At 54.6% G+C, this 23,820-nt stretch carries 26 protein-coding genes; 2 read left to right on the top strand and 24 right to left on the bottom strand.

Annotated features, from left to right (window positions below):
• Positions 1-5: 5 nt before the first annotated feature.
• The 22 genes from recO to lepB form a co-directional block, all read right to left on the bottom strand.
• On the bottom strand, positions 6-719 hold the full coding sequence (gene recO / locus EL294_RS02895; RefSeq protein WP_126465075.1) for a DNA repair protein RecO: 714 nt from the start codon (positions 717-719) through the stop codon (positions 6-8).
• Positions 700-1,596 (bottom strand): GTPase Era, encoded by an 897-nt coding sequence (era, locus tag EL294_RS02890; RefSeq protein WP_126465073.1) that lies wholly within the window; start codon positions 1,594-1,596, stop codon positions 700-702. The genes recO and era overlap by 20 nt, the downstream gene beginning before the upstream one ends.
• Positions 1,589-2,005 carry a cytidine deaminase gene (gene cdd / locus EL294_RS02885; protein WP_126465071.1) on the bottom strand — a complete coding sequence of 139 codons (417 nt, stop codon included), beginning with the start codon at positions 2,003-2,005 and terminating at the stop codon, positions 1,589-1,591. The genes era and cdd overlap by 8 nt, the downstream gene beginning before the upstream one ends.
• Positions 2,006-2,009: 4 nt before the next feature.
• On the bottom strand, positions 2,010-2,714 hold the full coding sequence (locus EL294_RS02880; RefSeq protein ID WP_126465069.1) for a diacylglycerol kinase: 705 nt from the start codon (positions 2,712-2,714) through the stop codon (positions 2,010-2,012).
• A complete protein-coding gene (gene ybeY, locus EL294_RS02875; protein ID WP_126465067.1) occupies positions 2,701-3,165 on the bottom strand; it encodes an rRNA maturation RNase YbeY in 465 nt (154 codons plus the stop codon). Before ybeY ends, EL294_RS02880 begins: the two co-directional genes overlap by 14 nt.
• Entirely contained in the window at positions 3,152-4,168 is a 1,017-nt protein-coding gene (locus EL294_RS02870) for a PhoH family protein (RefSeq protein WP_126465065.1), read from the bottom strand. Before EL294_RS02870 ends, ybeY begins: the two co-directional genes overlap by 14 nt.
• 10 nt (positions 4,169-4,178) lie before the next feature.
• Positions 4,179-4,685 (bottom strand): hypothetical protein, encoded by a 507-nt coding sequence (locus EL294_RS02865; protein WP_126465063.1) that lies wholly within the window; start codon positions 4,683-4,685, stop codon positions 4,179-4,181.
• A complete protein-coding gene (gene floA / locus EL294_RS02860) occupies positions 4,686-5,645 on the bottom strand; it encodes a flotillin-like protein FloA (RefSeq protein ID WP_371828957.1) in 960 nt (319 codons plus the stop codon).
• 40 nt (positions 5,646-5,685) lie between these two features.
• Positions 5,686-6,369 carry an NfeD family protein gene (locus EL294_RS02855; protein WP_126465059.1) on the bottom strand — a complete coding sequence of 228 codons (684 nt, stop codon included), beginning with the start codon at positions 6,367-6,369 and terminating at the stop codon, positions 5,686-5,688.
• An 80-nt stretch (positions 6,370-6,449) separates the two neighbouring features.
• Complete coding sequence (locus EL294_RS02850; RefSeq protein ID WP_126465057.1) at positions 6,450-6,893, bottom strand: GatB/YqeY domain-containing protein; 444 nt, start codon at positions 6,891-6,893, stop codon at positions 6,450-6,452.
• A 16-nt stretch (positions 6,894-6,909) separates the two neighbouring features.
• Positions 6,910-7,089 (bottom strand): 30S ribosomal protein S21, encoded by a 180-nt coding sequence (gene rpsU / locus EL294_RS02845; protein ID WP_126465055.1) that lies wholly within the window; start codon positions 7,087-7,089, stop codon positions 6,910-6,912.
• A gap of 113 nt (positions 7,090-7,202) precedes the next feature.
• On the bottom strand, positions 7,203-7,541 hold the full coding sequence (locus EL294_RS02840) for a histidine triad nucleotide-binding protein (RefSeq protein ID WP_126465053.1): 339 nt from the start codon (positions 7,539-7,541) through the stop codon (positions 7,203-7,205).
• Positions 7,542-7,543: 2 nt separating this feature from the next.
• A complete protein-coding gene (gene mtaB, locus EL294_RS02835) occupies positions 7,544-8,839 on the bottom strand; it encodes a tRNA (N(6)-L-threonylcarbamoyladenosine(37)-C(2))-methylthiotransferase MtaB (RefSeq protein ID WP_126465051.1) in 1,296 nt (431 codons plus the stop codon).
• Positions 8,839-9,564, bottom strand: coding sequence for an RsmE family RNA methyltransferase (locus EL294_RS02830; RefSeq protein ID WP_164715192.1), 726 nt, complete (start codon positions 9,562-9,564; stop codon positions 8,839-8,841). The genes mtaB and EL294_RS02830 overlap by 1 nt, the downstream gene beginning before the upstream one ends.
• On the bottom strand, positions 9,561-10,472 hold the full coding sequence (prmA, locus tag EL294_RS02825; protein ID WP_126465047.1) for a 50S ribosomal protein L11 methyltransferase: 912 nt from the start codon (positions 10,470-10,472) through the stop codon (positions 9,561-9,563). Before prmA ends, EL294_RS02830 begins: the two co-directional genes overlap by 4 nt.
• Positions 10,472-11,596 carry a molecular chaperone DnaJ gene (gene dnaJ / locus EL294_RS02820; protein ID WP_126465046.1) on the bottom strand — a complete coding sequence of 375 codons (1,125 nt, stop codon included), beginning with the start codon at positions 11,594-11,596 and terminating at the stop codon, positions 10,472-10,474. The genes prmA and dnaJ overlap by 1 nt, the downstream gene beginning before the upstream one ends.
• Before the next feature lie 110 nt (positions 11,597-11,706).
• Positions 11,707-13,536 carry a molecular chaperone DnaK gene (dnaK, locus tag EL294_RS02815; protein ID WP_126465044.1) on the bottom strand — a complete coding sequence of 610 codons (1,830 nt, stop codon included), beginning with the start codon at positions 13,534-13,536 and terminating at the stop codon, positions 11,707-11,709.
• A gap of 42 nt (positions 13,537-13,578) precedes the next feature.
• Positions 13,579-14,121 (bottom strand): nucleotide exchange factor GrpE, encoded by a 543-nt coding sequence (gene grpE, locus EL294_RS02810; RefSeq protein WP_164715191.1) that lies wholly within the window; start codon positions 14,119-14,121, stop codon positions 13,579-13,581.
• A gap of 14 nt (positions 14,122-14,135) precedes the next feature.
• Positions 14,136-15,158, bottom strand: a complete 1,023-nt coding sequence (gene hrcA / locus EL294_RS02805) for a heat-inducible transcriptional repressor HrcA (RefSeq protein ID WP_126465040.1) — start codon at positions 15,156-15,158, stop codon at positions 14,136-14,138.
• A 110-nt stretch (positions 15,159-15,268) separates the two neighbouring features.
• A complete protein-coding gene (gene hemW / locus EL294_RS02800; RefSeq protein WP_126465038.1) occupies positions 15,269-16,411 on the bottom strand; it encodes a radical SAM family heme chaperone HemW in 1,143 nt (380 codons plus the stop codon).
• Positions 16,412-16,457: 46 nt separating this feature from the next.
• Complete coding sequence (gene lepA / locus EL294_RS02795; RefSeq protein ID WP_126465036.1) at positions 16,458-18,269, bottom strand: translation elongation factor 4; 1,812 nt, start codon at positions 18,267-18,269, stop codon at positions 16,458-16,460.
• 9 nt (positions 18,270-18,278) lie between these two features.
• Positions 18,279-18,833, bottom strand: coding sequence for a signal peptidase I (gene lepB / locus EL294_RS02790; protein ID WP_232006500.1), 555 nt, complete (start codon positions 18,831-18,833; stop codon positions 18,279-18,281).
• A 171-nt stretch (positions 18,834-19,004) separates the two neighbouring features.
• Between lepB and rpsT the strand changes: the two genes are divergently transcribed.
• Entirely contained in the window at positions 19,005-19,268 is a 264-nt protein-coding gene (gene rpsT / locus EL294_RS02785; protein ID WP_126465034.1) for a 30S ribosomal protein S20, read from the top strand.
• A gap of 41 nt (positions 19,269-19,309) precedes the next feature.
• Here rpsT and holA read toward each other — a convergent pair whose 3' ends face one another.
• Positions 19,310-20,290, bottom strand: a complete 981-nt coding sequence (holA, locus tag EL294_RS02780) for a DNA polymerase III subunit delta (RefSeq protein ID WP_126465032.1) — start codon at positions 20,288-20,290, stop codon at positions 19,310-19,312.
• Positions 20,209-22,578: a DNA internalization-related competence protein ComEC/Rec2 gene (locus EL294_RS02775; protein WP_126465030.1), complete on the bottom strand. Its 2,370-nt coding sequence runs from the start codon at positions 22,576-22,578 to the stop codon at positions 20,209-20,211. Before EL294_RS02775 ends, holA begins: the two co-directional genes overlap by 82 nt.
• A gap of 63 nt (positions 22,579-22,641) precedes the next feature.
• On the opposite strand from EL294_RS02775, the gene EL294_RS02770 reads away from it, so the two are divergent.
• Entirely contained in the window at positions 22,642-23,784 is a 1,143-nt protein-coding gene (locus EL294_RS02770; protein WP_126465028.1) for an alanyl-tRNA editing protein, read from the top strand.
• The last annotated feature ends 36 nt before the right edge of the window (positions 23,785-23,820 follow it).

The raw sequence follows: 23,820 nt of genomic DNA, 5'->3' as shown, positions 1-23,820 counted from the left end.
CCCCTCTACATCCTGAGTTGTAGAGACTGTATTCTTTCCAATTCCAAATTGACGACGACGTACTCCGTGAGGCATCGATAGACCGTTTCTATGGCCGCTGGGGAAATCTCCCCGAGATCGATCTTATCTAAGGAAGTATATAGCAAATGCCGAAAAGTGTAAATAACCTGCGAATCGATTTCCGTACCATGCGGCCCGCCGTCTTCTTTTTTGACGATGCCCTTATCCGGAAGAAAGATATACTCCCCTTCGATAGCGTTCGGAATCAACGGTCGATAGCCCATATAGGATACGTATTTAATGACGAAGGCGAGAAAAATCCACAGCGGCTCTTCCGCATGCGCCAAAATATGAAGAGACTTTCGGAGCAGCGAAAAAATCCGCGGCGTGCCTTCCCCTTCCAAACTGCTTCGATCCGCGATTTCTACCAGGGCGGAGCCATAGATTAGGCGGTCGTACTCCTCGCGCATGGCGAGATTGGATTCGAGAATCTTGCCGCCGTTTAGATAATAAAAAGTCTTTCCCGCACTCAGGCGATACCGCCCGTAGGTAAAGACCTCCGTCAAGGGCAGCGTGCGGGAGCGCACGGACTTTGCGCCCTTTGCCATTACGCTGATCTTGCCCTTTCGGTCGGTATACATACGCACGATGCGGTCGCTTTCGCCGTAGATCGAAGCGGAAAGGACCACGCCCAGGCAATCAATCCGCTCGGTAGCCAAAGGAAGAGACCTTCTCGTCTTTTTCCCGCCAGTTCTTGCTTACCTTGACCCATAGATTAAGGTGCACCTTCTCGCCCAAAAGTCCTTGGATTTCTTTGCGCGCCTCGGTGCCGATCTTCTTGAGCATCTGCCCGCCCCGGCCGATAATGATCCCCTTGTGGCTGTCGCGTTCCACATAGATGGTGGCGTCGATCGCGGTCATCTCTTTGTCGTCAAAGTGCTTCATTTTTTCGATGGCGACGGCGATGCCGTGGGGCACCTCCTCGCGCAGATAGGTAAGTCCCTTTTCGCGAATCATCTCGGCGACGACGAATTTTTCCGGTTGATCGGTGATCATATCTTCGGGGAAATACTGCGGCCCCTCGGGCAGGTATTCGAAGATGGTATCGATCAGATGGTCTACGTTTTCTCCCTCTGCTGCGGAGATGGGAATAATCTCCTGAAAGAGCCCGGTCTTCGCAAAACTGTCGAGGATCGGGAGGATCTCTTCTTTGGGGGCGGCGTCGATCTTATTGATGGCGAGAAAAATCGGAATCTCGCCCTTATAGGATTCGAGGGCGTTTAAGATCATCTTTTCCTTGGGTCCCATATAATTGCTCATATCGGCGACCATCAAAATTAAGTCGACCCCCTCCATCGAGGATACGCTGGCCTTTAACATATAGTCGCCCAATTTGTTGCGTGGCGACTGTATGCCGGGGGTGTCGAGAAATACGATCTGTCCCCGATCTTCCGAATGGATCATCGTGATCGTATTGCGCGTCGTCTGCGCCTTGTTCGAGGTGATAGAGATTTTTTCTTTAAGGATGCGGTTTAAGAGCGTGCTCTTACCCACATTGGGTCTGCCGACGACAGATACGAATCCGGATTTATACATCGTAGTCTCCTCCTAAATCCTCGGGCCCGAAGCTATGGGGCAACAGTTCCGCTACGGAATAGATCGAATAGGTTTCGGCGTCCTTGGCGACGATCACTTCCGCATCGGCGCCGAATTCTCGGATCACTTGCCGGCAGACGCCGCAGGGAAAGCTCATCTCTTCCCCGGCGACGACGGCGATGCGCGCGATGGATTTTTTGCCTTCGCTGATCGCCTTAAATATCGCCACCCGCTCCGCGCAGACCGTAGGGGTATAGGCGGCGTTTTCTATATTGCAACCCGTGTAGATCGAACCGTCTTCAGTTTCGAGAGCGGCGCCCACCGAAAACCCGGAATACGGCACATAAGCGCGCTTCTTGGCTTCGATGGCCGCGCGTATTAATTGTTTTATGTTCTCTTCTCTGTTCATGTCTTTATCCCATCCATACAAATATAATCACTGCGATCGCAACACCCAACACGCCGCCGGCCACGGCCTCTATGGGCTTGTGGATTTCTCCCTCCACCCGGCTTTCCGCCACGAGAAATGCGAGGCCGAAGGCAAGCGCGGCGATAAATCCGTTCATGGAAATAAAAGAAATCGACGCCGCCATGCAAAAGGCGAGGGCGGAGTGGCCGCTGACCGCACCGCCCTGAAAGTAGCTGCCGCCCTTGTCCCGATTGTAGAGCTTGAAGCCCACGGTGAGGATCAATACGATGAGGATGGCGACAAAGGTCAAGTGCGGGCCGGAATTCTTGATGCGAATCAAGACCACATCGGAGAAGGAGAGGATCCGATCGAAGAACAGCAGATAGCCCGTAACGGCAGCGTTTATGCCGGCGAGCAGCACGGCGCCTGCACTGACGTCCTTGACGAGCTTCGCCATGGGGTGGTATTCCTGCGTCACCATATCCACCGTTCGCTCGATCGCCGTATTGAACAGCTCCGAAACCACCACAAAGGTAACGGCGAAGAGCAAGGCGATAAATTCGATGCGCGACAGATTAAAGAGCAAGCTGAATACGATGACGCCCAGGGCGGCGGCGTAATGAAACTTCATATTGCGCTCCGAGTGGATGGAGCTGATGATGCCCTGTACGGCGAAGTTAAAGGATTGAATGAAATTACCGCGCTTCATCTTCCGCTCCTTCAAAGGATGCGAGCAGCGCCTCCTCGGCGCGTCGCATGCGCTTTTTCTCCTCTTCTTCCATATGGTCGTAGCCCGTCAGGTGGAGCAGGCTGTGTACGGCGAGATACGTCAGTTCCCTGCGGTAGCTATGGCCGAATTCCTCCGCCTGGCTGCGCACCCGCTCGGTATTGATGACGATATCGCCCAAAAGCCGCATCCCGTCCACAGATTCGTCGAGGGGAAAACTGAGCACGTCGGTCTCCCGATCGATGCCGCGGTAGTCGCGGTTCAATCGGCGGATTTCTGTACCGTCGACAAAACTCACCGAGAGTTCCGCCGCATCTTCTTCGATTAGGCAGAAGACGGCATGGTGAAAGAGCGCTTTGAGGAGCGCTCGCTCTTCGTCGGAAACGGGAAGTGCCGTCTGGCGATCGTCGATATAGAGATTAAGACGCCGCATCGCCTTTTTCCTTCCGTGCCTGCGCTTTTTCTTTGCGCGCTTCTTCTTCTTTGGTCTCGTAGCGGTCGTAGGCGTCGATAATGCGCTGCACCAAGGGGTGGCGCACAATGTCGTTTCGGCCCATGCGGATGATCTCGATTCCCCGCACGCCTTCTAAGATCCGCATTACGGTTTTCAGACCCGATTGTTTGCCACGGGGCAGGTCGATCTGGGTTACATCGCCGGTGATTACCGCCTTGGATCCATAGCCCAGGCGGGTAAGGAACATCTTCATCTGCTCGTTGGTGGTGTTTTGCGCCTCGTCCAGGATCACATAGGCATTGTCGAGGGTACGCCCCCGCATATAGGCGAGGGGCGCCACTTCGATCATGCCCTTTTCGAGATACTTCTGAAAAGCTTCCTGCCCCAGAATCTCGAACAATGCATCGTAGAGCGGGCGAAGATAGGGATCCACCTTCATCTGCAAATCCCCCGGCAGAAAGCCCAGGCTTTCCCCCGCCTCGACGGCGGGTCGCGTGAGGATGATGCGGTTGACTTCCTTTTCCTTAAAGGCCTTTACCGCATTCGCCATAGCGATATAGGTCTTTCCTGTACCCGCCGGGCCGATGCCGAATACCACGTCGTTTCCGCGGATGGCGTCGAGATAGCGCTTTTGCCCGAGCGTCTTGGGCCGCAGAGGCCGCCCCATTTCCGTATAGACGATGACATCGTCTAAAAGGGCGGTAAAGCTGTCTTCGACCCCCGCCCGCACCAACTCGATGCTATATCGAATGTCCTTCTTATCGATGCGCTTTTGCTTTCGAATCGCCTCGATCAAATTGCGAAGCACCAGTTGGGCCTTTCGAACGGCTTCGTCCTCGCCTTCGACCGTAAGGCCGTCTTCGGCGGAACGGATTTTCACGCCGAATGCCGCTTCCACCAATGCGATGTTTTCGTCGAGATGCCCGAACAGTTCCTTTACGATTCGGGGTTCGTTCACTTCTATGACCAAATCTCCTTGCAAAACGTCTCCTTTACTTCCGCATACACTTCGGTTTGTCTAAAATTTCCCGGTACAGCATCGCCCGTTGGGCGGGATCCTTTGCCTCGATGGCGAAAAAGGGATGCTTCCGCTTGGGCACAGCCGCTTTCGGCGTTTCATAATCGTCGAATTCGCTCTTCTTCTCGTAAAAATACGGGTCGCTTTTTTGCGTAACGCGCTTGGCCGCCTGTGCCGAAGCCTCCTGCAAATTCGAAGGATTCCGCTTCGAAGGCGAACTCGTGTGTTGTGCCGATTTTCTTAGGGAATTGGCGGCTTTCGCATTGCTTCCTTCGGCCCTGTTCTCGGAAACGGCCGCACCGATGGCCGCCTGCGCCTCTCGAATTTTTTCTGCCACAGACGTCCCTTTTGAAAAAGCCTTCTTCGATGCCGAAGCGTTGCGGCCGCTATGCTGTTTTTGCCGCGCTTTCTTTTCCTTCGCCTGTATCAGCGCGAAGATCAGCACGATCAGCACGGCATTGGAAAAGGCAAAACCCAACATTTAGATGTCCTTTTCTTCGTCGGTCGACTCGGAACCCTTGGCAATGGCCTCCCGCATAGAGGTATCGCTCTTTAAGTTCTCGAGCCGGTAGTACCCGTCCACCGAAAGATTGCCGTTCTTTAAGGCCTCCGCCAATGCGAGGGGCACTTGAGACTGCGCTTCTACCACGCGGGCGCGCATCGCTTCGACTTCGGCGTGCATTTCCTGTTCGCGGGCGATCGCCATAGCGCGGCGTTCCGAAGCCTTTGCTTCGGCGATGCGCTTGTCGGCTTCCGCCTGGTCGGTTTGCAGGCGTGCCCCGATGTTTCTCGCCACGTCCACATCGGCGATGTCGATAGAGAGGATTTCATACGCCGTGCCGGAATCCAGCCCTTTGCTGAGTACCATGCGAGAAATATTGTCGGGATTTTCGAGCACTTCTTTGTAGCTATTGGAAGAACCGACCGTGGTGACAATCCCTTCCCCGACGCGGGCGATAATCGTCTCTTCGCCGGCACCGCCGACCAAGCGGTCGATATTTGCGCGCACGGTCACCTTGGCGATGACGACGACCTCGATCCCGTCTTGGGCGACGGCCGAGATATTCGGCGTTTCGATCACTTTCGGGTTGACGCTTACCTGTACCGCTTCCAAGACGTCGCGCCCGGCGAGGTCGATGGCGGCAGCCTGCTCAAAATTCAATTCGATATCCGCGCGCTCGGCGGCGATCAGCGCATCTACCAGGGTATCCACATTGCCGCCGGCGAGGTAGTGCCCTTCCAAGTCGGCGATGTTGATATGCATGCCGCCCTTGGTGGCCTTGATCATGGGATTTACGATTCTGCGCGGCTTGACCCTGCGCAGTCGCATACCGATCAAATCGGAAAGGCGTACCTTGACGCCCGAGAAAAATGCGGTCACCCACAGCCCGACGGGAACCATGGTAAAGATGGCGATAAGGACGACGATCAGGACGAACATTAATATGGTCCCCAAAACGGCGCCTGCTGCTTGAAACATGTCAAACCTCCTTGACGTATATCTGATTGCCTGTAACGGATACGACTTCTAAGGGCCGATTCGCATCGACAAAACCCGTAACGGATTGCACGGATAGGCGCTTTCCGTCGATTTCGGCGGTGCCGGAAGGCCGAAGGGGTGAAACGCTCCTTCCCCGATCGCCGACGGCACAGGCCGCGGGAAACTGCGTATATTGCTTTTCCGGCGAGATCAGCTTTTCGAGAAAGGCAATGTCTTCGCCGCGCTCGATCAAATTGCGGATCAAGACGAACAGCACCAGCGCCGATAGCCCCAATGTGCCGGCCGCCACAGAGGGATTCCCCATAGAAGCGGCGAGGGAATAGGCCATCAAGGCGATGCCGCTGATGCCCGCAATGCCGAAACCGGGCACCACAAACTCCACGGCAAAGAGTATGCCGCTCAGCAAAAACAATACAAAGGGAATGGCCGAGCCGATGCCGATGTAAAGCCCCAGTCCGAAGTACAAAACGATGCAAAATAGACCGAAAATCCAACTGGCCGATCCCTTTCGGGAAAACAAGCCGTAGACCAGGCTCGAAAGCCCCGCGATCACGAGAAGTGCGCGCACCAAATAGAGAAACGGTGCGATTTCTACGCCCCGTGCGTAGACGGCTTGCGGCAAGAGGACAAGAGAGAATACAAAGAGAAGGATACGCTTTTTCATACACAAACCTCCTTTTGTATTATACCCTCGAAATTTCGGGCAAATCGAAAAGTAACCCGGAGATGAATCCCCGGGTTATCTTAATTTAAGATGCGATTTACTATTGCGTTGACGGCTTTTCCGTCGGCACGCCCTTGCACTTTGGGCATAATATTTTTCATCAGAAGGCCGATCTGCTTCTTCTCGGTGATGTCGTGTTCCGCCATAACCTCGCGTACCAGCTTCTCGAGCTCTTCCTCCGACAATTGTTCGGGCATATAGCGCATGAGAATTTGAATTTCCTCTTCGGTTTCCCGGACCAGGTCATCCCGGCCGGCTTTTTCAAATTCTTCGATGCTTCCGCGTCTTTCCTTGATTTGTTTCGAAAGGATTTTTAAAACGCCCTCATCATCCAGTTCGATGCGTTCGTCAACTTCTTTTTGTTTGATCGCCGCGCGCACTAAGGTGATGGTATCTTTCGTTTTTTTGTTCTTTTCCTTCATCGCAGTCTTGAGATCCTGCATCAAGGTTTCTTTTAAAGACAAAATTACACCTTCTCAATTAGTATTTACGTTTTTTTCTGCGTGCTTCCTCAGATTTTTTCTTGCGCTTAACACTGGGTTTTTCGTAGTGTTCTCTTTTGCGCGCTTCCTTTAAAACGCCACTGGAAGCACATTGTCTCTTAAATCGCTTAAGGGCGGATTCCAAAGACTCATTTTCTCCAACGCGGATTTCCGACATAATTTCCCTCCCCTCTTTAGAAAAGAGTGATTAGCCAGGAGTCTGGCTAAATTCCTTACAATTATACACGATTCGGGAGGTGAATTCAATAACGGCAAAGAGTTTTCAAAGATTTAACCCGGTGGCCATTGCAGGCTTCTGCCGCCGAGAACGTGAAAGTGCAGGTGTGCGACCGACTGCCCGCCGTCCTTTCCGATATTGTTGACGACGCGGTAGCCGCCGGTGAGGCCTTCTTTTTTCGCCAGGTCGCGAATGGTCGTAAAGATATGGCCGATCAGCCCGGCGTCGGAATCCTTTAGGGCATCCAGCGATTCGATATGCACTTTCGGGATGACGAGAAAATGTACGGGCGCTTGGGGGTCGATATCCCGAAAGGCAAAGATCTTCTCGTCTTCGTAGATGCAATCGGACGGAATTTCTCCCGCCGCGATCTTACAGAACAAACAGTCCATGGTCACTCCTTTCCGAGTACAGCGATGATTTCCTCTTCCCTTATACCCTGTATTGTAACACATCGCACGGCGTTATGAAGATCTTCGTCGCTCTCGACGAAAACCCGCAGGTAGTTCGGCGTAAAGCCGTAGTACTTTCCGTCTTTTTCTTCCTCAAAAAGAACAGAGAAGCGTCTGCCGACCATGGATTCGGCGAACTTTTTGTGCATTTCTTTACCGGCTTCGATCAGACGCTGCGCGCGCCGATTTTTAATCGCCTTGGGAATTTGATCCTCTCGCTTTGCCGCCGGCGTGTTTTTCCGCATACTATAGGGAAACACGTGGAGGTCCGAAAATCCGATGTCTCGGACAAAGGCGAGGCCCTCTTCGAATTCTTCTTCCGTCTCGCCGGGAAAGCCCGCGATCACATCGGTCGTTATGCCGGCGTCGGGAAAGTAGCGGCGTATATTTTCTACCGTTTCTTTGTATTCCGCCGGGGTGTATTTTCGATTCATCTCTTCGAGCACTTTTTTAGAACCGCTCTGCAACGAGAGGTGAAAGTGCGGCATAAAGCTCGGAATCTTTTGTACGCGCTGCAGAAATTCGTCCGTAATCGTCATCGGCTCCACCGACGAGAGGCGTATGCGCAGAATCCCATCGACGGCGCCGATCGCCTCGATCAGATCGATGAGTTCGACCGCTTCGTCGAGATCCTTGCCATAACTGCCGATGTGGATTCCCGTAAGCACCACTTCGCGAAAGCCGTTTTGCGCGAGACGCCGCGCTTCCTTTACGGCGTCATCAATGGCGCGGGAACGGATAAACCCGCGGGCATAGGGAATGATGCAATAGCTGCAATAGCGATTGCAACCGTCCTGTACTTTCATATAGGCGCGGGTGCGCGCTTCGGCATCTTCCACATGCAGGGCTTCGAAGGGATCCGTGCGTTCGTGTTCCTCCACGTCGACGATCGGCCCTTCGCCCCGGCGCACGGCCTCTAAATCTTCGAGCAGATTCGCCCGGTTTTTGGTGCCCAAAACCAGATCCACCCCTTCGACGGCGGCCACTTCTTCGGGGGAGACTTGGGCGTAGCAACCCAGTACGACGACGATGCAATCTTTTCTCTTTCTCTTGTGCCGCCGAATGATCTGGCGGCTCTTTTGATCGCTGGTATTGGTGACGGTACAGGTATTGATAAGGGCGATGTCCGCCTCGTCGCTTTGATCCCGAATGTATCCCGCGGCCTCGAGCATCTCCTCTACGGCTTCGGTCTCGTATTGATTGACTTTACATCCCAGTGTATATGTGCTGAAACGCATCAACGCGTCCGCCTTTCTACCAATCGGGCGGCGATATAGCCCCCGATAACGCCGGCGGTCTCGGTGCGGAGAATCGTATCTCCGAGGCTCACAAATTTCGCATTCGCTTCTTTTAAGCGCGCGATTTCCTCCGGATCGAATCCCCCTTCCGGCCCGACGACCACGTACACATCTCCCTGCAGGCGCAGCTCCACGTCGAGGATGTCCTGCTGCCGCTCCTCTTCATAACATACGAGGATCTCGTCGTTTTCTTTAGTGCACGCGAGAAAGGACTCCATGTCCGCCAGGTCCAAAATCTCGGGAATGTGGCGGCGATTAGACTGCTTGGCGGCCTCTTGCGCGATTTTTTCGTAGCGAATACGCTTGGACTCGTATTTCTTCGTAAGGTCCGACACACTCCGCTTTGCCTGCAGGGGCAGGAAGGCATCGACGCCGCATTCGGTCGCGTGTTTAATGACGGCTTCCAACTTTTGGCCTTTGCCCACGCTCTGTACCAAGACCACGCTGGCCAAAGGACCCTCCATGGGAATCTCTTCTTCTACGGCGACAAAGGCGTCGCCCCGGATCGCCACCAGACGTCCCCGGTATAAGCTGCCGTCGTAGGCGACTTGAATTTCCATGCCGCTCTTCGCCCGGAGCACCTGCAAGAGATGCCGGCTGTCCGCCGAGGACAGGGCGACGTGTTTTTTCGGTATCGGTCGTTCGCTTACAAAAAAATGTCTCAATGCACTCCTCTTTTCGCCGCAATCGCGACCCAGTCGCCTTTTTCGTCGGAATCCAGGATCTCAAAACCCGATTCTATAAGCGCCGATTCTACGTTCTTTCGCTTTTCCTTGAGTATGCCCGAGGCGATAAATACGCCTCCGGGCTTGATGTGTTTTGTGAGTGCGGGGATCATGCCGATAATGATCTCCGCAAAGATATTGCTCACCACGAGATCCGCCACTTCCTCCACCACGCCGAACAGGTCGCCTTGTCGCACGTCGATTCGGTCGTCGAGGCGGTTTTTTGCGGCGTTCTCTTTGGCCGAGGCCACTGATTGCGGGTCCATATCCACGGCGATGGCGCGCGCCGCGCCGCTCTTTAGGGCGACCAAGGAAAGGATCCCGCTCCCGGTGCCGATGTCCAATACTAGATCCCCTTCTCGCACGTATTGGCGCAGATAGCGGGCGCAAAAGAGCGTCGTCTCATGATTGCCGCTGCCGAATGCCATGCCCGGATCCATATACAATACGGCCTCGTCGGCATCGGGCGTGTAGTCTTCCCAGCTCGGCACGATGACGAGGCTCCGGTCCACGGCGATGGGGCGAAAATACCGCTTCCAGTCGTTGGCCCAATCCCGCGCCTCTACGGGAAGGATGCGCGTCGAAAAGCCGCGCGCATCGAGCCGCGCCTTTACCGCATCAATCGCTTCGTCTCCGCGTTCAAAATACGCTTTGATGGTAAAGCCTTCCTGCGCATCCGCGAGCAGGCTCTCGTCCACCAAATCCCAAGTAAATTCGCTGCTATTCAGTTCTTCCACGCTGTTTCGGGAAATGATCTCGAAGGCGTCGATTCCCGCGCCGTGGAGTACGGCAGCGGCGGTGGCTTCCTCGGCGTCGGGTCCCTGAATTTCCAATAGAATGTAGTCCATTACTCGAAAAAGTCCTTAATCTTTTGTAAGAATCCCTTTTCGTCCTCCGACTTTTTGCCGCCGGCGACCGCCCGCAGGGACTCCAGTTGTTCCCGATACTCCCGGGAAATCTTTTTGGGTACCAGGATATTGACGGTAAACAGGAGATCCCCCGCTCCTTCGCGGCGCAAATAGGGCACGCCCTCGCCTTCGATGCGGAAGGTCTCGCCGCCCTGGGTGCCGGCGGGGATCTCGTAGTCGATGATTTCTTTTAGGGTGGGCACTTGAATCGTACCGCCCAGAACCGCGTCTTCGTAGCGGATAGGGATCTCCACGTAGAGATCCTGCCCCAGGCGCTTAAAGATCGCGTCCTCTTCGATATGCAGATAGACGTACACCGTACCGGGCTGTCCGCCGTTTTCGCCGGCGTGTCCTTCGCCGGTCATGGTGATCACGCTGCGATCGTCGACCCCGGCGGGGATTCGGATGTGGAGCTTGCGGTTGATGGTCTCTCTGCCCGCGCCCTTACAGTGTTTGCAGGGTTCTTCGATAATCTTACCCGTACCGCCGCATTCGTCACAGGGAACCACGCGCACAAACCGGCCGAAGGCGGAATTGGTGCCTTCGCGCACTTGGCCGCTGCCGCCGCATTTGTCGCAGGTATGGATGTCGGTTCCTTCCTCGGCACCGGTGCCACCGCAGCGGGAACAGGTTTCGGTCCGCCGGATCTGAATGTCCTTTTCGGTGCCGAAGACCGCCTCTTTGAACGTAAGGTTCAAGTCGTAGCGGATATGCCCGCCGTCTCTGGGGGCCTTCGCCGTATTGCCGCTGCTGAAATTCGCGCCGAAACCGCCGCCGAAGATGTCGAACAGGTCGCCGAAAATATCGCCGAATCCGAATCCACCACCGCCGCCGGCATATTCGTTGCGCAGGCCGTCCTCGCCGTACAGATCATAGGTCTGTCGCTTCGACTCGTCCGAAAGGACTTCGTAGGCGAGGTTCACTTCCTTAAATTTATGCTCGGCTTCTTCGTCGCCGGGATGGAGGTCGGGGTGATATTGCTTCGCCTTTTTGCGATACGCTTTTTTCACTTCTGTCATAGAAGCGTCCCGTTCGATCTCCAGAATTTCGTAAAAATCTCTCATACACACCATCTCTTTCCACTCTGATCAAATGATAATCATATCGCAAAATGCGGGCTTTGAAAAGACGACAAAATAAAAAAGGGCACCGCAGCGCCCTTTTTGCCCATAGCTTACTCTTCGTCTTCGTCTACGACTTCGTAGTCGGCATCGACCACATCGTCGTCTTGGGGAGCTTGTTGTCCTTCGGCTCCTTGGCTTTCTTGTTGGGCTTGTTGATAGAGAACTTCCGAAACGGATTGGAAGGCGGTTTGCAGCGCTTCCGTCTTGGTCTTGATGGCCTCGATGTCGTCGGTGTCCTTGACAGATTTCAGATCTTCGATGGCCGCTTCGACCTTCTTCTTGTCGTCTTCGGAAATCTTACCTTCTACGTCCTTCAATGCGGATTCGGATGCGTAGATGACGGAATCGGCGTTGTTTTTCACTTCGATGGATTCCTTCTTCTTCTTGTCATCTTCTGCGTGGATTTCCGCTTCGCGGACCTTTTCTTCGATTTCGTCTTCCGTCAGGTTGGACGAAGAGGTGATGGTGATGTGTTGTTCCTTGCCGGTACCCAAGTCCTTCGCCGAAACATTTACGATGCCGTTGGCGTCGATGTCGAAGGTGACTTCGATTTGGGGTACGCCGCGGCGTGCCGGCGCAATGCCGTCCAGTTGGAAACGACCCAAGGTGACGTTGTCGCTCGCCATTTGGCGTTCCCCTTGCAGTACGTGGATGTCTACGCTGGTTTGGTTATCGGCAGCGGTGGTAAAGATTTGGCTCTTCTTGGTGGGAATGGTGGTATTGCGTTCGATCAGACGCGTGGTTACCTGTCCCATGGTTTCGATACCCAAAGAGAGGGGGGTAACGTCGAGGAGCAAGAGGTCCTTTACGTCGCCACTCAATACGCCCGCTTGGATGGCGGCGCCCAAGGCCACGCATTCGTCGGGGTTGATGTCCTTTTGGGGATCCTTACCGGTGAGCTTCTTAACGAGTGCCTGTACGGCGGGGATTCGGGTAGAACCGCCGACCAAGAGGACTTTGTCGATTTCCGATGCGCTGAGGCCCGCGTCTTTTAGTGCGGAGAGTACGGGCTCTTCGGTTTTTTTGACGAGATCCGCGGTGAGCTCTTCGAACTTCGCACGGGTCAGGTCCATGTTCAAGTGCAGCGGTCCTTCGGCGGTCGCGGTGATAAAGGGAAGGTTGATATTGGTGCTCATGGTCGAGGAGAGTTCCTTCTTCGCCTTTTCCGCCGCTTCCTTCAGACGCTGCATACTCATGCGGTCCGCCTTGAGGTCGACTCCGTTTTCCTTCTTAAAGGAATCGGCGATCCAGTCGATAATCCGCTCGTCGAAGTCGTCGCCGCCGAGTTTGTTGTTGCCGCGGGTGGCCTGTACTTCGAACACGCCGTCGGAGAGTTCGAGGATCGATACGTCGAAGGTACCGCCGCCCAAGTCGTAGATCATAATCGTGCTGGATTCCGCGTCTTCGTCTTCGCCATAGGCGAGGGCAGCCGCGGTGGGCTCGTTAACGATTCTCTTTACATCCAGTCCGGCGATCCGTCCGGCGTCCTTGGTCGCTTGTCTTTGGGAGTCGGTAAAGTATGCCGGTACGGTGATAACCGCTTCGGTGATGGTTTCACCGAGATAGCTTTCGGCGTCGGATTTCAGCTTTTGCAGGATCATCGCGGAGATTTCCTGGGGCGAGTAATCCTTGCCGTCGATGGTGACCTTGTGGTCCGTACCCATGTGGCGCTTAATGGATGCGATGGTTCTGTCGGGGTTGGTGATGGCTTGCCGCTTTGCCGTTTCCCCTACCAATCTTTCGCCGTCCTTGGTAAATGCCACGATCGAAGGGGTCGTACGGTTTCCTTCGATATTGGGGATGATCGTGGACTGTCCACCTTCCATTACCGCCACTGCGGAGTTGGTGGTTCCTAAGTCGATACCGATAATTTTTGCCATTCTGTTTCCTCCTGAATATATATAGTTGCGCTTACTCTATGCTTATTTCGAGACCTTGACCATGGCCGGTCGGATGACACGTTCTTTGAGGGTATACCCCTTTTGGAGCACCTCCACGACCACGTCGGGTTCCACGCCCTCCTTTTCTTCGAGCATAACGGCGTGGTGCAGATTGGGGTCGAAGGGCGCATGCAACGCGTCGATCTCAACGATCTCGTTTTTCTCCAGTTCTTTTCGGAACTGGTCGGCGATCATTGCCATGCCTTCGTAAAACTTTTCATCGCCCACGTCTTCCGTCTCCAGCGCCCGTTCAAAATTGTCGAGCACCGGCAGGATGTCCAGGGCGAGTTTTTCCATGCCCATTTCGCGGAGCCGAACGCTTTGTTCGGTGCTGCGGCGCCGGAAGTTGCTGTAATCCGCCTGAAGGCGAATATAGCGGTCTTCCAGCTCGTCGTATTTTTCCTTTTCGATCTGTTCGACCTCCGCTTCGCGGGAGTCCTCTTCCCGCTGTGCTTCTTCTTCCGGACGGCGCTCCTCTTCGGGGGTCTCGTCCGGATTTACGGGTTTTTGTTCGTTATTTTCCACTACCACATTCCACCTCAACGTTCTTTCCAAAGTCTCTCGGATAAAGCTTGGGTAAAAGCGCCCAGCGCCTCTGCCGATTTTTTATAGTTCATACGCAAAGGACCGATCAATCCCACCTTTGCAAAATCAGAGTCGTTTATGGGATAGCTCTGCCCCGAGACGCTATACTCTCGCATGATTTCGTCGCTGTTTTCGGAGCCGATGATGAATTGTATCCTCGGCGTGTCGGGCATATTCGCCGCAAGCCGCAAGAGATTTCTCTTCTCTCCCAAATACTCCAACAGGGATCGGATTTTGAAGGAATCGCGAAATTCCTCATAGCGGAACAGATTGCTGATGCCGCCGGTGATGACCTCTACTTCTTCGACCGCCGAAGCGACCCGAGAGAGTACCTCCGTCACCCGAAGGACAAAGTCTTCATAGCGGATCAGCCCGCCCGATAAGACGAATTTCACGCCGTCGAATTCCGTAAAAGAAATGCCTACAAAGGCTCGGGATAACACCTCGCGAATATAACGAAGCTCTTCTTCGTCGGCGGGAAACTCCACCGGGAGCAGTCGCTTAACGACCACGCCTCGGTCCCCCACCACGAGCAACATGACGAGGTGTTCCGAAACCGGGATCAGATCCATATATTTTATGGTCCGATCGCCCCGCTTGGGCATCAGCATAAATGCGATGCTTTTTGTATGATCCGCCAATGCACCGATCGCCGATTCGTAAAATTCCTCCGTCCCCAACAGAGACGGCGGCATGGCCTCTCGAAAGAGGCCCACGAGGGCGTCGGAATGGCCGATCTCGGAAATCCATTCGTCGACATAAAATCTATAAGCGTTTTCCGAAGGAATACGGCCGGCAGAGGTATGGGGCTTCGTCAAAAAGCCCATCTCTTCCAAATCGCTCATCTCGTTTCGGATGGTGGCCGACGAGATCTTGAGGTCGGATTCCTTGGAGATGGTACCGCTGCCGACGGGTACGGGAGAGCCGATATAGGACTCGATGATGATATTTAAGATGTCCGTCTTTCTCTGGTCCATATGCTCCTTCCCCCATCGTTTTTAGCACTCGATTCGAATGAGTGCTAATCGCTTACAGTTATAGTATAGGTCCCTTATTAGCACTTGTCAAGTCCGATTGCTAAAATTCTCTACTTTGCGTCTTCCTCGAGGCGGAAAAATCCCAGCTCGACGATATTGGCGAGATCCCGTCCCCGGTCCGTAAGGGCGATGCGCCCTTTGTGTGTATGCAGGAGTCCGCTTTTCGTAAACTCTTCGATTTCCGTTGTATAGGCGGCGCCGAATGTGGCGCCGGAGGGAAGCACGGCATCGAAGGCGATTCCCACGTTTTTTCGAAGCCCCAGGACGATATATTCGTTGTCCCGATCGATGGGCTTAAGCCGCTCGGTATATTCCCTGGGGGATCTTTTCGCCTCTGTCGCCGCAAAGTAGGCACGCATCGATCGATGATTGCCATAGCGCGTATCCCCCAGATTTCCGCAGGCGGCGGCGCCGATGCCGATATACTCGCCCAGATCCCAGTAGTGCAGATTGTGGCGGCATTCGCGCCCAGGCTTTGCAAAATTCGAGATTTCGTATTGCCCATAGCCCATCTCCGAAAGGCCGCGGGCGTAGGCATGCACATGAAGGCGGTCACGTTCTTCGGAGGCCGAATCCCTGCTGTCAAAATACCGTTCGTAAAAGGGCGTGCCTTCTTCCAAAATCAGGCTATAGAGGCTTACGTGTTCGGGTTGAAGCGCACGAATCATCGCGAGAGACGCTTCTACATCGGCGGCATTCTCCCCCGGCACCGAGGAGATAAAATCGAGATTGATATTGTCGGCGCCCCCGCTCCTTAGGTGGCGAAAGGCGCGCATCGCCGTCTCGGCGTCGTGAATGCGTCCCATGCGGGTAAGAAGCGCGTCGCTTGCACTCTGTACGCCCATGCTGAAGCGATTTACGCCGGCATCGATCAGCGTCGATATATCTAAATCGAGCATACTTTCGGGATTTCCTTCTATTGTTATCTCCTTCGCATCGGCCATTTGCGGCATAAGTGCGCCCAAAACCGCGAGCAGTCGATCCGTGCCCAATAGCGACGGCGTTCCCCCGCCGATATAGACCGTGTAGATGCCCCGCGCGTCCAAGAGATTTCGATAGAGCGCAATCTCGTTTTTGAGGGCGCGAATATAGCGATCCGCCTCCCCTTCTCGGGGCCGGTGGGAATAAAAGTCACAATAGCCGCATTTGGCGGCACAAAAGGGAATGTGAATGTATACGGACAGTGGTTGCATACTGTTTTCTCCTATGAAAAAAGCGGACCCTGAGGATCCGCTCGTCTTATTGGTCTTCGTCGTATTTCAATACCGCGAGGAAGGCTTCCTGAGGCACTTCTACGTTTCCGATAGAGCGCATTCTCTTTTTTCCTTCCTTTTGCTTTTCCAACAGTTTGCGCTTTCGGGAAATGTCTCCCCCGTAGCACTTCGCCAGGACGTCCTTGCGCACGGCGCGAATGGTCTCTCTGGCGATGATCTTGGAGCCGATGGCCGCTTGAATCGGCACGGCGAATTGATGCCGGGGAATGACGCCGGTGAGGCGCTCGCAGATTTTTCTGCCGCGCTCGTACGCCTTCTCCCGGTGCACGATCAAAGAAAAGGCATCGACCAATTCGCCATTGATCAGGATGTCCATCTTGACCAAATCGCCCTGTTCGTAGCCGATCAGCTCGTAGTCGTAGGAAGCATAGCCCCGGGTTCGGCTCTTCAGCGCGTCGAAGAAATCGTAGATGACTTCGTTCAAAGGAAGTTCGTAGGTGATAGTTACCCGCGTTTCCTCCAGATAATCCATGCTGATATAGCGCCCCCGTCGATCCTGGCAGAGCTCCATAATTGTGCCTACATAGTCGGTGGGCGACATAATCTCCGCCCGCACAAAGGGTTCTTCCATATATTCGATCTCGGTAGGATCCGGCAGATTCGACGGATTTTGGATCTCGAGCATCTCTCCCTCTACGGTATAGACGCGGTAGATAACCGACGGCGCCGTGGTGATGATGTCCAGGTCGAATTCGCGCTCCAGGCGCTCCTGAATAATCTCCATATGCAAGAGCCCCAAGAACCCGCAGCGGAACCCGAAGCCCAAGGCGACGGAAGTCTCCGCGTCGAATACCAGCGCTGCGTCGTTGACCTGGAGTTTTTCCAGGGCGTCGCGCACGTCGGTATAGGACTCCCCTTCCGCGGGGTAGATTCCCGAATACACCATGGGCACCACTTTTTTGTAGCCGGGCAGCGCTTCCGCCGGCGGGTTGGCGGGGTCGAAAATGGTATCGCCGACCCGCGCCTCTTTTACATTTTTAATGCTCGCGGTGATATAGCCGACGTCCCCGGCCGAGAGCTTCTCCAGCGGAATGTGGCCGTTGGCATTTACGCCGACCTCCACGACCTCGAATTCCTTTTGGGTCGCCCACATCTTGATCGCATCGCCGGCCTTTACGGTGCCGTCGAAGATGCGCACATAGCAGACCACGCCCCGGTAGGCGTCGTAGAAGGAATCGAAGATCAAGGCCTTAAGCGGCGCCTTCGCATCGCCGGTGGGGGCAGGCACTTCGCGGATAATGGCGTCTAGAACTTCGTCGATGCCGATGCCTTTTTTGGCGCTGATCAGGGGCGCTTCTTCGGCGTCGAGCCCGATAATGTCTTCGATTTCTTGTTTCACTTCGTCGGTGCGGGCCGAGGGCAGGTCGATCTTGTTGATGACCGGCACCAACTCGAGATCCTGATCCAAGGCTAAGTACACATTGGCGAGGGTTTGCGCCTCCACGCCCTGGGTAGAGTCGACCACCAACAATGCCCCTTCACACGCCGCAAGGGAACGCGAGACTTCGTAGTTAAAGTCGACGTGGCCGGGCGTATCGATCAAATTGAAGATATACTCGTCGCCGTCGGCGCTTTGGTGAATCAGGCGCACCGCCTTGAGTTTAATGGTAATGCCCCGCTCTCGTTCCAGCGCCATGGAATCCAGCACCTGGGTGTCCATCTCCCGTTCGGTGAGCATCCCCGTCTTTTCGATCAAGCGATCCGCCAAGGTGCTCTTTCCGTGGTCGATATGCGCGATAATAGAAAAGTTTCGAATAAATGTCTGTCTGTCTGTCATCGATCCTCCTTATTCCGTTCCACCGGAGCGAAATAACGCAAATTTCTGAAAGGGGTAGTAGCGGAGCGCAGCGCGCGAACGGATATGTTCTTTCTGAACCGGTCCGAAATAGCGGCTATCGACGGACATGCCCGGTTGTCGATTGTCTCCCAAGACGAAAAATTCCCCTTCTCCCAAACGCCAGCTGCTCTCCCGATAGATCTCCGTCTCGATACCGGGATGGATATACGGCTCTTTGAGGGCCACGCCGTTGACGAGGACTTTTCCGCCTTCGATCGAGACCGTGTCCCCGGGCAAGCCGATTACGCGCTTTACGTATTCCTTGCCGGAGCCGTCCGGCGCGTCGATAATCACCACTTCGCCCCGGGCGGGGTCGGAGTAGTAGTTCGGGAATACCAAACATATCAACCGCTCGTTTTGGTGCAATGTCGGCTCCATGCTCTGGCCGATCACCATGGTGGTATTAAAGATAAATGTACGAATGAGTAAGGCCAATACAATGGCGGTTACGACCAGTTTTATCGCTTCCATGGCGAACGACTGCGACTTTTCTTCACGTTTCAAACCATTTCCCCTTTCTTAATCTGACTATTCATTTTATCATAAAATCCCGATTTCCCACAGATGCAGCAAAAATCTCGCGAAAGCCACTGTGTTCTTGCAAATTCAAAGGGGCTGTGGTAAAATTTTACAAGTTAAGGTCCGTAGGGATAATTTCACAGTCGGAGGTGAACCATGGCAAATATCAAGTCCGCGATTAAGCGAATTGACGTTACGAAAAAGCAAACCTTGCGCAACAAAACCATTAAAACCGGTATCAAGACTTCCATCCGCAAGTTTGAAGATGCTCTTGAAAACGGCAATGTCGACGAAGCGAGAGAACTCCTCCGCACTGTCGACAAGAAGATGAAGAAGGCCGCTTCTAAGAACATTATCCATAAGAACGCAGCGGCGCGCAAAATGAGCCGCCTGTCCAAAAAACTCGGCATGGCCAACTAAAAAATGACCCGATCCGCGACGGATCGGGTTTTTTTATGCCTCTATACTCGAAGCATATCCAAGAGCAAACCTTCCATCACCGCGCGATCGGATCCCGAAGAGGTCTTCATCTTCCGCTCCGCCGAGAGAATCAGCGCATAATGTCGCTTGAGCTGTGCTTCGGAAAGGCCGCGGCTGTTGGCGGCGATCTTTTTTCCCTCATAGGGCTTTACGCCCATATAGCGAAACACTTCCGCATCGTTCAGACCGGTGGCGCGCATATACTTATAGAACAAAAAATTGCCCGTCTGCCGCGCGATCATATAGAGGATGCGGGGCGCCGGCTCTTCTTTCGCCTCGAATTCGTCGAGTAGGCGGAGCATACGCGGGGCATCCTTTTTGGCGACGGCATCCAATAGATCGAATATGGTCTCGACCGAAAAGAGCACCATAAAGCTGTCTACGGCTTCCGCCGTCACCTCTTTGCCGGAAATGCTGACAATCTGATCCAAGGTATTGACCAATTCTCGCAAATCGCCCTCGTAACGACGCTCTTCGTAACCCGACTGGCGGATAAAACGCTCCATAACCTCCGGGCGAATTTTTCGGCCGTAGCCGGCCAAGTACGAAGCGATATAGTTTCTGAGTTGCCGGCCCTTCGGCCGCTCCATGGCGATTAGGCGGTCGCGTTTTTTGAAGCGGGTGTAGAGCTTTTGATTCTTCCGAATCGCCGTCTCCCCCTCTAAGAGGAGGAGGATCGTAGAATCGGGAATCTCGAAGACCGCCTCCAAAAACGCGTCGATGTCCGGTGCCCCGGCGAGCACGCCGCTATCTTTTACCACCACCATGCGCTTTTCGCTCATAAAAGGCAGGGTGTTCGCCTTAGCGATAATCTCCTCTGCGACGGGGGCCGCCACGTCGTAGTTCAAATCCCGCATGGCCGCGTCGATATATTTTTCTTCTATTTTTCGGCGCCGCTCCTCCATACCGTATTTTTCCGGCCCGTGGAGGAGATAGGCCCCCTTATAGTCCATTGTGTCCATATCTCTTCTCTTTTCTTACAATATTCGGCGCCCATTCGGACGATGCCTATACAGAGTACCATGAAGAGGAAAAAAATCATACCGCGCGCCATAGAAATCCGCGTCGTGCGAAAGGCATCGACCGCGATGCTATCGCCGTAAAAATCCATGCGCACCGCCCCGTCCTCGGTCTTTTTATAGGGAATTCTATGCTCTTTCAGGCGTTCCAACACTTCTTCGTGGGGATGGCCGTAAGGATTGTCTTTTCCCGCCGAGATCAATGCCAAATCGGGCCGAGTGTTTATCAGGAACGCTTCCCCGGTCGATGTGCGGGAACCGTGGTGGCCGAGCTTTACGATCCCGCGCTTGCCGGGCCTTTGAAACAGAATCTCCTCTTCTCTTTGGGGAAGATCGCCCATAAAAAGCGCGGCATTCTCGCCGTAAAATACCTCCGCCACCATGGATGCGGCGTTATCGCCCCGCCCCACCGACGGGTAGAGCAGAATTCGACCCTGCCCCGCTTTATACATACCCGGCGCCGTGTGCACGCGACCCGCTACGCGCTCGATTTCTCGAAACAACGCGTCGTTTCCATCCGCTGCCGGCCCATATACGGCATCGATCGGCACCGCATCTTTTATAGAGAATATGCCTTGTGCATGGTCCATATCGTGGTGAGAAAGAACCACCGCATCGAGGCGCCCTACGCCTTGGTTTCTAAGAAACGGCAGCACATAGCGCCGCGCCGGATCGTTCGCACCCGCGCTTCCGCTGGTGTCGATCAGCGCGCAAAAATCCCCGCTACGCACAAAGGCGCAGTCGCCCTGGCCGACGTAGAGCTGGGTGATCGTAAGCGGCGGCGACAGGATATAGGTTGTACTGAGTGCCGCAAATGCGACCCCCACCGCCTGCAGAATGAGCACCCGCCCCGCCCGTTGCGTAAGCCGGCGCCACGGAAAGAGCACCGCCGCATGGATCGCCGCGATATACGCCGCGCTTTCCGGAAGCGAAAAAGCGGGGAGCACCCAGCTCGAGGAAAGCATAGCGATCGCATCGGTAAAGCCGAACAGCGCGCTCAGCACGAGGTGCAGGAAAAATGCCGTCCCCAAAGCGAGGGGCGGTGCGATCGCCGCAAATCCAAGCAACAGTATGCCGCCGATCAAAACGATCGATGCCGCGGGCAATACCACGACATTGGCGAGAATACCCGCCCACGAGATGCCGCCGGCGGTCTCAAGCAACAGCGGTGCGATCAGTGCCGTTACCGAGACAGAGGCGACGAGTCCGTCGCGTAGGACGCCGCCGGTGGGAAGCAGCGGTCGGAGTTTCGGGTACAGAAAAAACAGACCGTATACGGAAAAGAAACTGAACAAAAAGCCCCTATGGAATATGTAAAAGGGATTGCACAGCAAAAATACGCCGGCGCTGAAAAAGAGCGCATACATCGGATCCGCCGGCACATTCTTTGCCCGGGCGAGATCGCGAAAGAGGACCATCGCCCAAATCCGCATGCCGCCCACGGGAAAGTCTGCGAGAAAGAGATAGGCCGCCAAAAACAGATGGATCCAGAGTACGCGAAAGGCGACGGGTGCGGTGAGGCGGCGGAGCACCTTCTCCCAAAGCAGGATCCACACGCCGATATGCAGCCCCGACACCGAGAGGATATGTACCAGATCCAGCGTTCGCAAACTGTCCGTGCTCTTCGCCTCCGCGCGGGTACCCAACACCATGGCAGAAAGCACATCGGCATCCCGCGGCGGCAAATGCCGATCGAAGACGCCCCGCAGTCGCCGCACGAGCGATTCGCGCCCCGCCAATAGAGATCCCGGCGGATCTGTTTCCGCTTTAGAAAGCGTCTCTTCCGCCACCGGCCGTATCGTACGCACTATGCCGCGGGAGAGGGCGTAGCGCACATCGTCCGGCTGCCCGGGGTTTTTTGGTCGCTCGGGATAGCGCACCGGTCCCCGCACGACCATCTCCGTCCCCGCCGGCGGCATGGATTCCGACAGCACCCGTGTCCTCTTGCCGATCCCCGCCGAAAGATCATAGTAATGCGCCTCGCTCTTCACCACCCGTCCCCGCGCCGCAAACCGATACGGCCCCGCTGTAACCGATGCCGTCTCGTGCATACACCACGCAAACGACGCCGCCATCAAAAGCGCACCCAAAACAAGCCCGCCCCGCCTACATAAGGCGGCGCCGCCGACGGCAAACAGAAAAATTAAAAAGAACAGATCGCTCGAGACGCAATCGGCGAGAAGGCATCCCGCGGCGAACGCCGAACACAGGAGAAACCACGGTCGTTTCACGGCTACACTCTCCTAAACCGAGTATTTGTGTTAAAATAGAGGAAAACTGCGAAGGAGGCATCTATGGCATTATATATGACCGATCCCTATCGGAAGAAGATGGAAATCACCATCCCCCCGACGGTACATAGCAAGGGATATGAGCACTTTTTACTGGAAGACAGCATCGTTCAACCCCCGGTGGAGGGCTATACCCGCGGCGATCTCGCCTATTATAACGATAAACCCATCTCGTACTCCGTCGATGAAAACGGCAGGATTCAATACCGCATAAAGGACATCTCCGCCGGCGAGACGGGAACTTTGTCCATAGATTGGTCCCGCAGACTGCAGAATATGCAGAACAATTTGGCACGCATCCTCTTTGCCGATGCGGCGGCGACGCTGCTGCACGCGGACGTGCTGGGCGCCGAAACCGAAGACAAATGCTATCTTCTGGTTGATACCCAAGATGTGGGCTTTATGACCTTGGAAAAGCTGGAAAACCTGGTCAATCACCTGATCGAATCGAATCTGCCCGTAGTAGAAAAAGACGGAAAGCTCTCGGTCTCGGGCGTAGAATCCGCAGTCTCCTATGCCCCCGCACCGAGCGCCACCGGCGAGTTGGCGCTCTTTGCGATCACCGATGCCGAAAAAACCGAAGACGGCATTCGCCTCTATTTCCTCTGCGGCGCGGAAGCGCTCGAGGACTATCGGAAGCATCGCTACCTGAAAAACAATCTGTCCTTATATCTTAAGGAAGACGCCCCCGCCGGCATTTGGCAGGCGGTCAAAAAATTACAGGGACAGATCGACACCCTAAAGCAGGAAAAACAGGAACTGGAATCCCGCCTCGGACTGGAGCAGGTACAGGAATTTATGGACCGCCGCCGGAGCATCAACGGCTACGGCTATATCTATCTGACCCTCGAAAACATCAATTTTAAGAACTTCAAAAATTTGACCGGCGCCATCCAAAGAAAACCCCGCACCGTACAGATTTACGGCATTCCCAACGGCAGCGAGGCTCAGATCCACGTGATCCGCAGTCAGGATACCCATGTGGATCTGAAGAAGATCTTAAACGATCTGGAAAAAGAAAGAGACGGCATCGACGGCACGGGCAATATGTACCGCGTCCAATTAAATGTCGCCTATCGCGATATGGCGCATATTATGGAGGCATTTTTGATGCGAATCCAAAGCGAACTGGCATCGGCGCAATAAAAAATCGGCTATTCGGCCGATTTTTTTGTGCCCGTT

The sequence above is a fragment of the Aedoeadaptatus ivorii genome (genome assembly GCF_900638585.1).
GTDB lineage: Bacteria > Bacillota > Clostridia > Tissierellales > Peptoniphilaceae > Aedoeadaptatus > Aedoeadaptatus ivorii.
The sequence above is the reverse complement of the archived record's forward strand: the minus strand, read 5'-3'. Positions and strand labels throughout refer to the sequence as shown.

Bases quoted from the DNA above. Each gene is read 5' to 3' on its own strand.
- dnaJ (WP_126465046.1), bottom strand. From the start codon at position 11,596: ATGAGAGATTTTTACGAAATTCTGGAGATCGAACGGGACGCTTCTATG.
- EL294_RS02855 (WP_126465059.1), bottom strand. From the start codon at position 6,369: ATGAAAAAGCGTATCCTTCTCTTTGTATTCTCTCTTGTCCTCTTGCCG.
- EL294_RS02880 (WP_126465069.1), bottom strand. From the start codon at position 2,714: ATGAAGCGCGGTAATTTCATTCAATCCTTTAACTTCGCCGTACAGGGC.
- EL294_RS02770 (WP_126465028.1), top strand. From the start codon at position 22,642: ATGGCATTATATATGACCGATCCCTATCGGAAGAAGATGGAAATCACC.
- hemW (WP_126465038.1), bottom strand. From the start codon at position 16,411: ATGCAACCACTGTCCGTATACATTCACATTCCCTTTTGTGCCGCCAAA.
- era (WP_126465073.1), bottom strand. From the start codon at position 1,596: ATGTATAAATCCGGATTCGTATCTGTCGTCGGCAGACCCAATGTGGGT.
- EL294_RS02865 (WP_126465063.1), bottom strand. From the start codon at position 4,685: ATGTTGGGTTTTGCCTTTTCCAATGCCGTGCTGATCGTGCTGATCTTC.
- hrcA (WP_126465040.1), bottom strand. From the start codon at position 15,158: ATGGACCAGAGAAAGACGGACATCTTAAATATCATCATCGAGTCCTAT.
- prmA (WP_126465047.1), bottom strand. From the start codon at position 10,472: ATGGACTACATTCTATTGGAAATTCAGGGACCCGACGCCGAGGAAGCC.
- EL294_RS02840 (WP_126465053.1), bottom strand. From the start codon at position 7,541: ATGGACTGTTTGTTCTGTAAGATCGCGGCGGGAGAAATTCCGTCCGAT.
- dnaK (WP_126465044.1), bottom strand. From the start codon at position 13,536: ATGGCAAAAATTATCGGTATCGACTTAGGAACCACCAACTCCGCAGTG.
- mtaB (WP_126465051.1), bottom strand. From the start codon at position 8,839: ATGCGTTTCAGCACATATACACTGGGATGTAAAGTCAATCAATACGAG.
- floA (WP_371828957.1), bottom strand. From the start codon at position 5,645: ATGTTCGTCCTGATCGTCGTCCTTATCGCCATCTTTACCATGGTTCCC.
- rpsU (WP_126465055.1), bottom strand. From the start codon at position 7,089: ATGTCGGAAATCCGCGTTGGAGAAAATGAGTCTTTGGAATCCGCCCTT.
- cdd (WP_126465071.1), bottom strand. From the start codon at position 2,005: ATGAACAGAGAAGAGAACATAAAACAATTAATACGCGCGGCCATCGAA.
- rpsT (WP_126465034.1), top strand. From the start codon at position 19,005: ATGGCAAATATCAAGTCCGCGATTAAGCGAATTGACGTTACGAAAAAG.
- lepA (WP_126465036.1), bottom strand. From the start codon at position 18,269: ATGACAGACAGACAGACATTTATTCGAAACTTTTCTATTATCGCGCAT.
- ybeY (WP_126465067.1), bottom strand. From the start codon at position 3,165: ATGCGGCGTCTTAATCTCTATATCGACGATCGCCAGACGGCACTTCCC.
- holA (WP_126465032.1), bottom strand. From the start codon at position 20,290: ATGGACACAATGGACTATAAGGGGGCCTATCTCCTCCACGGGCCGGAA.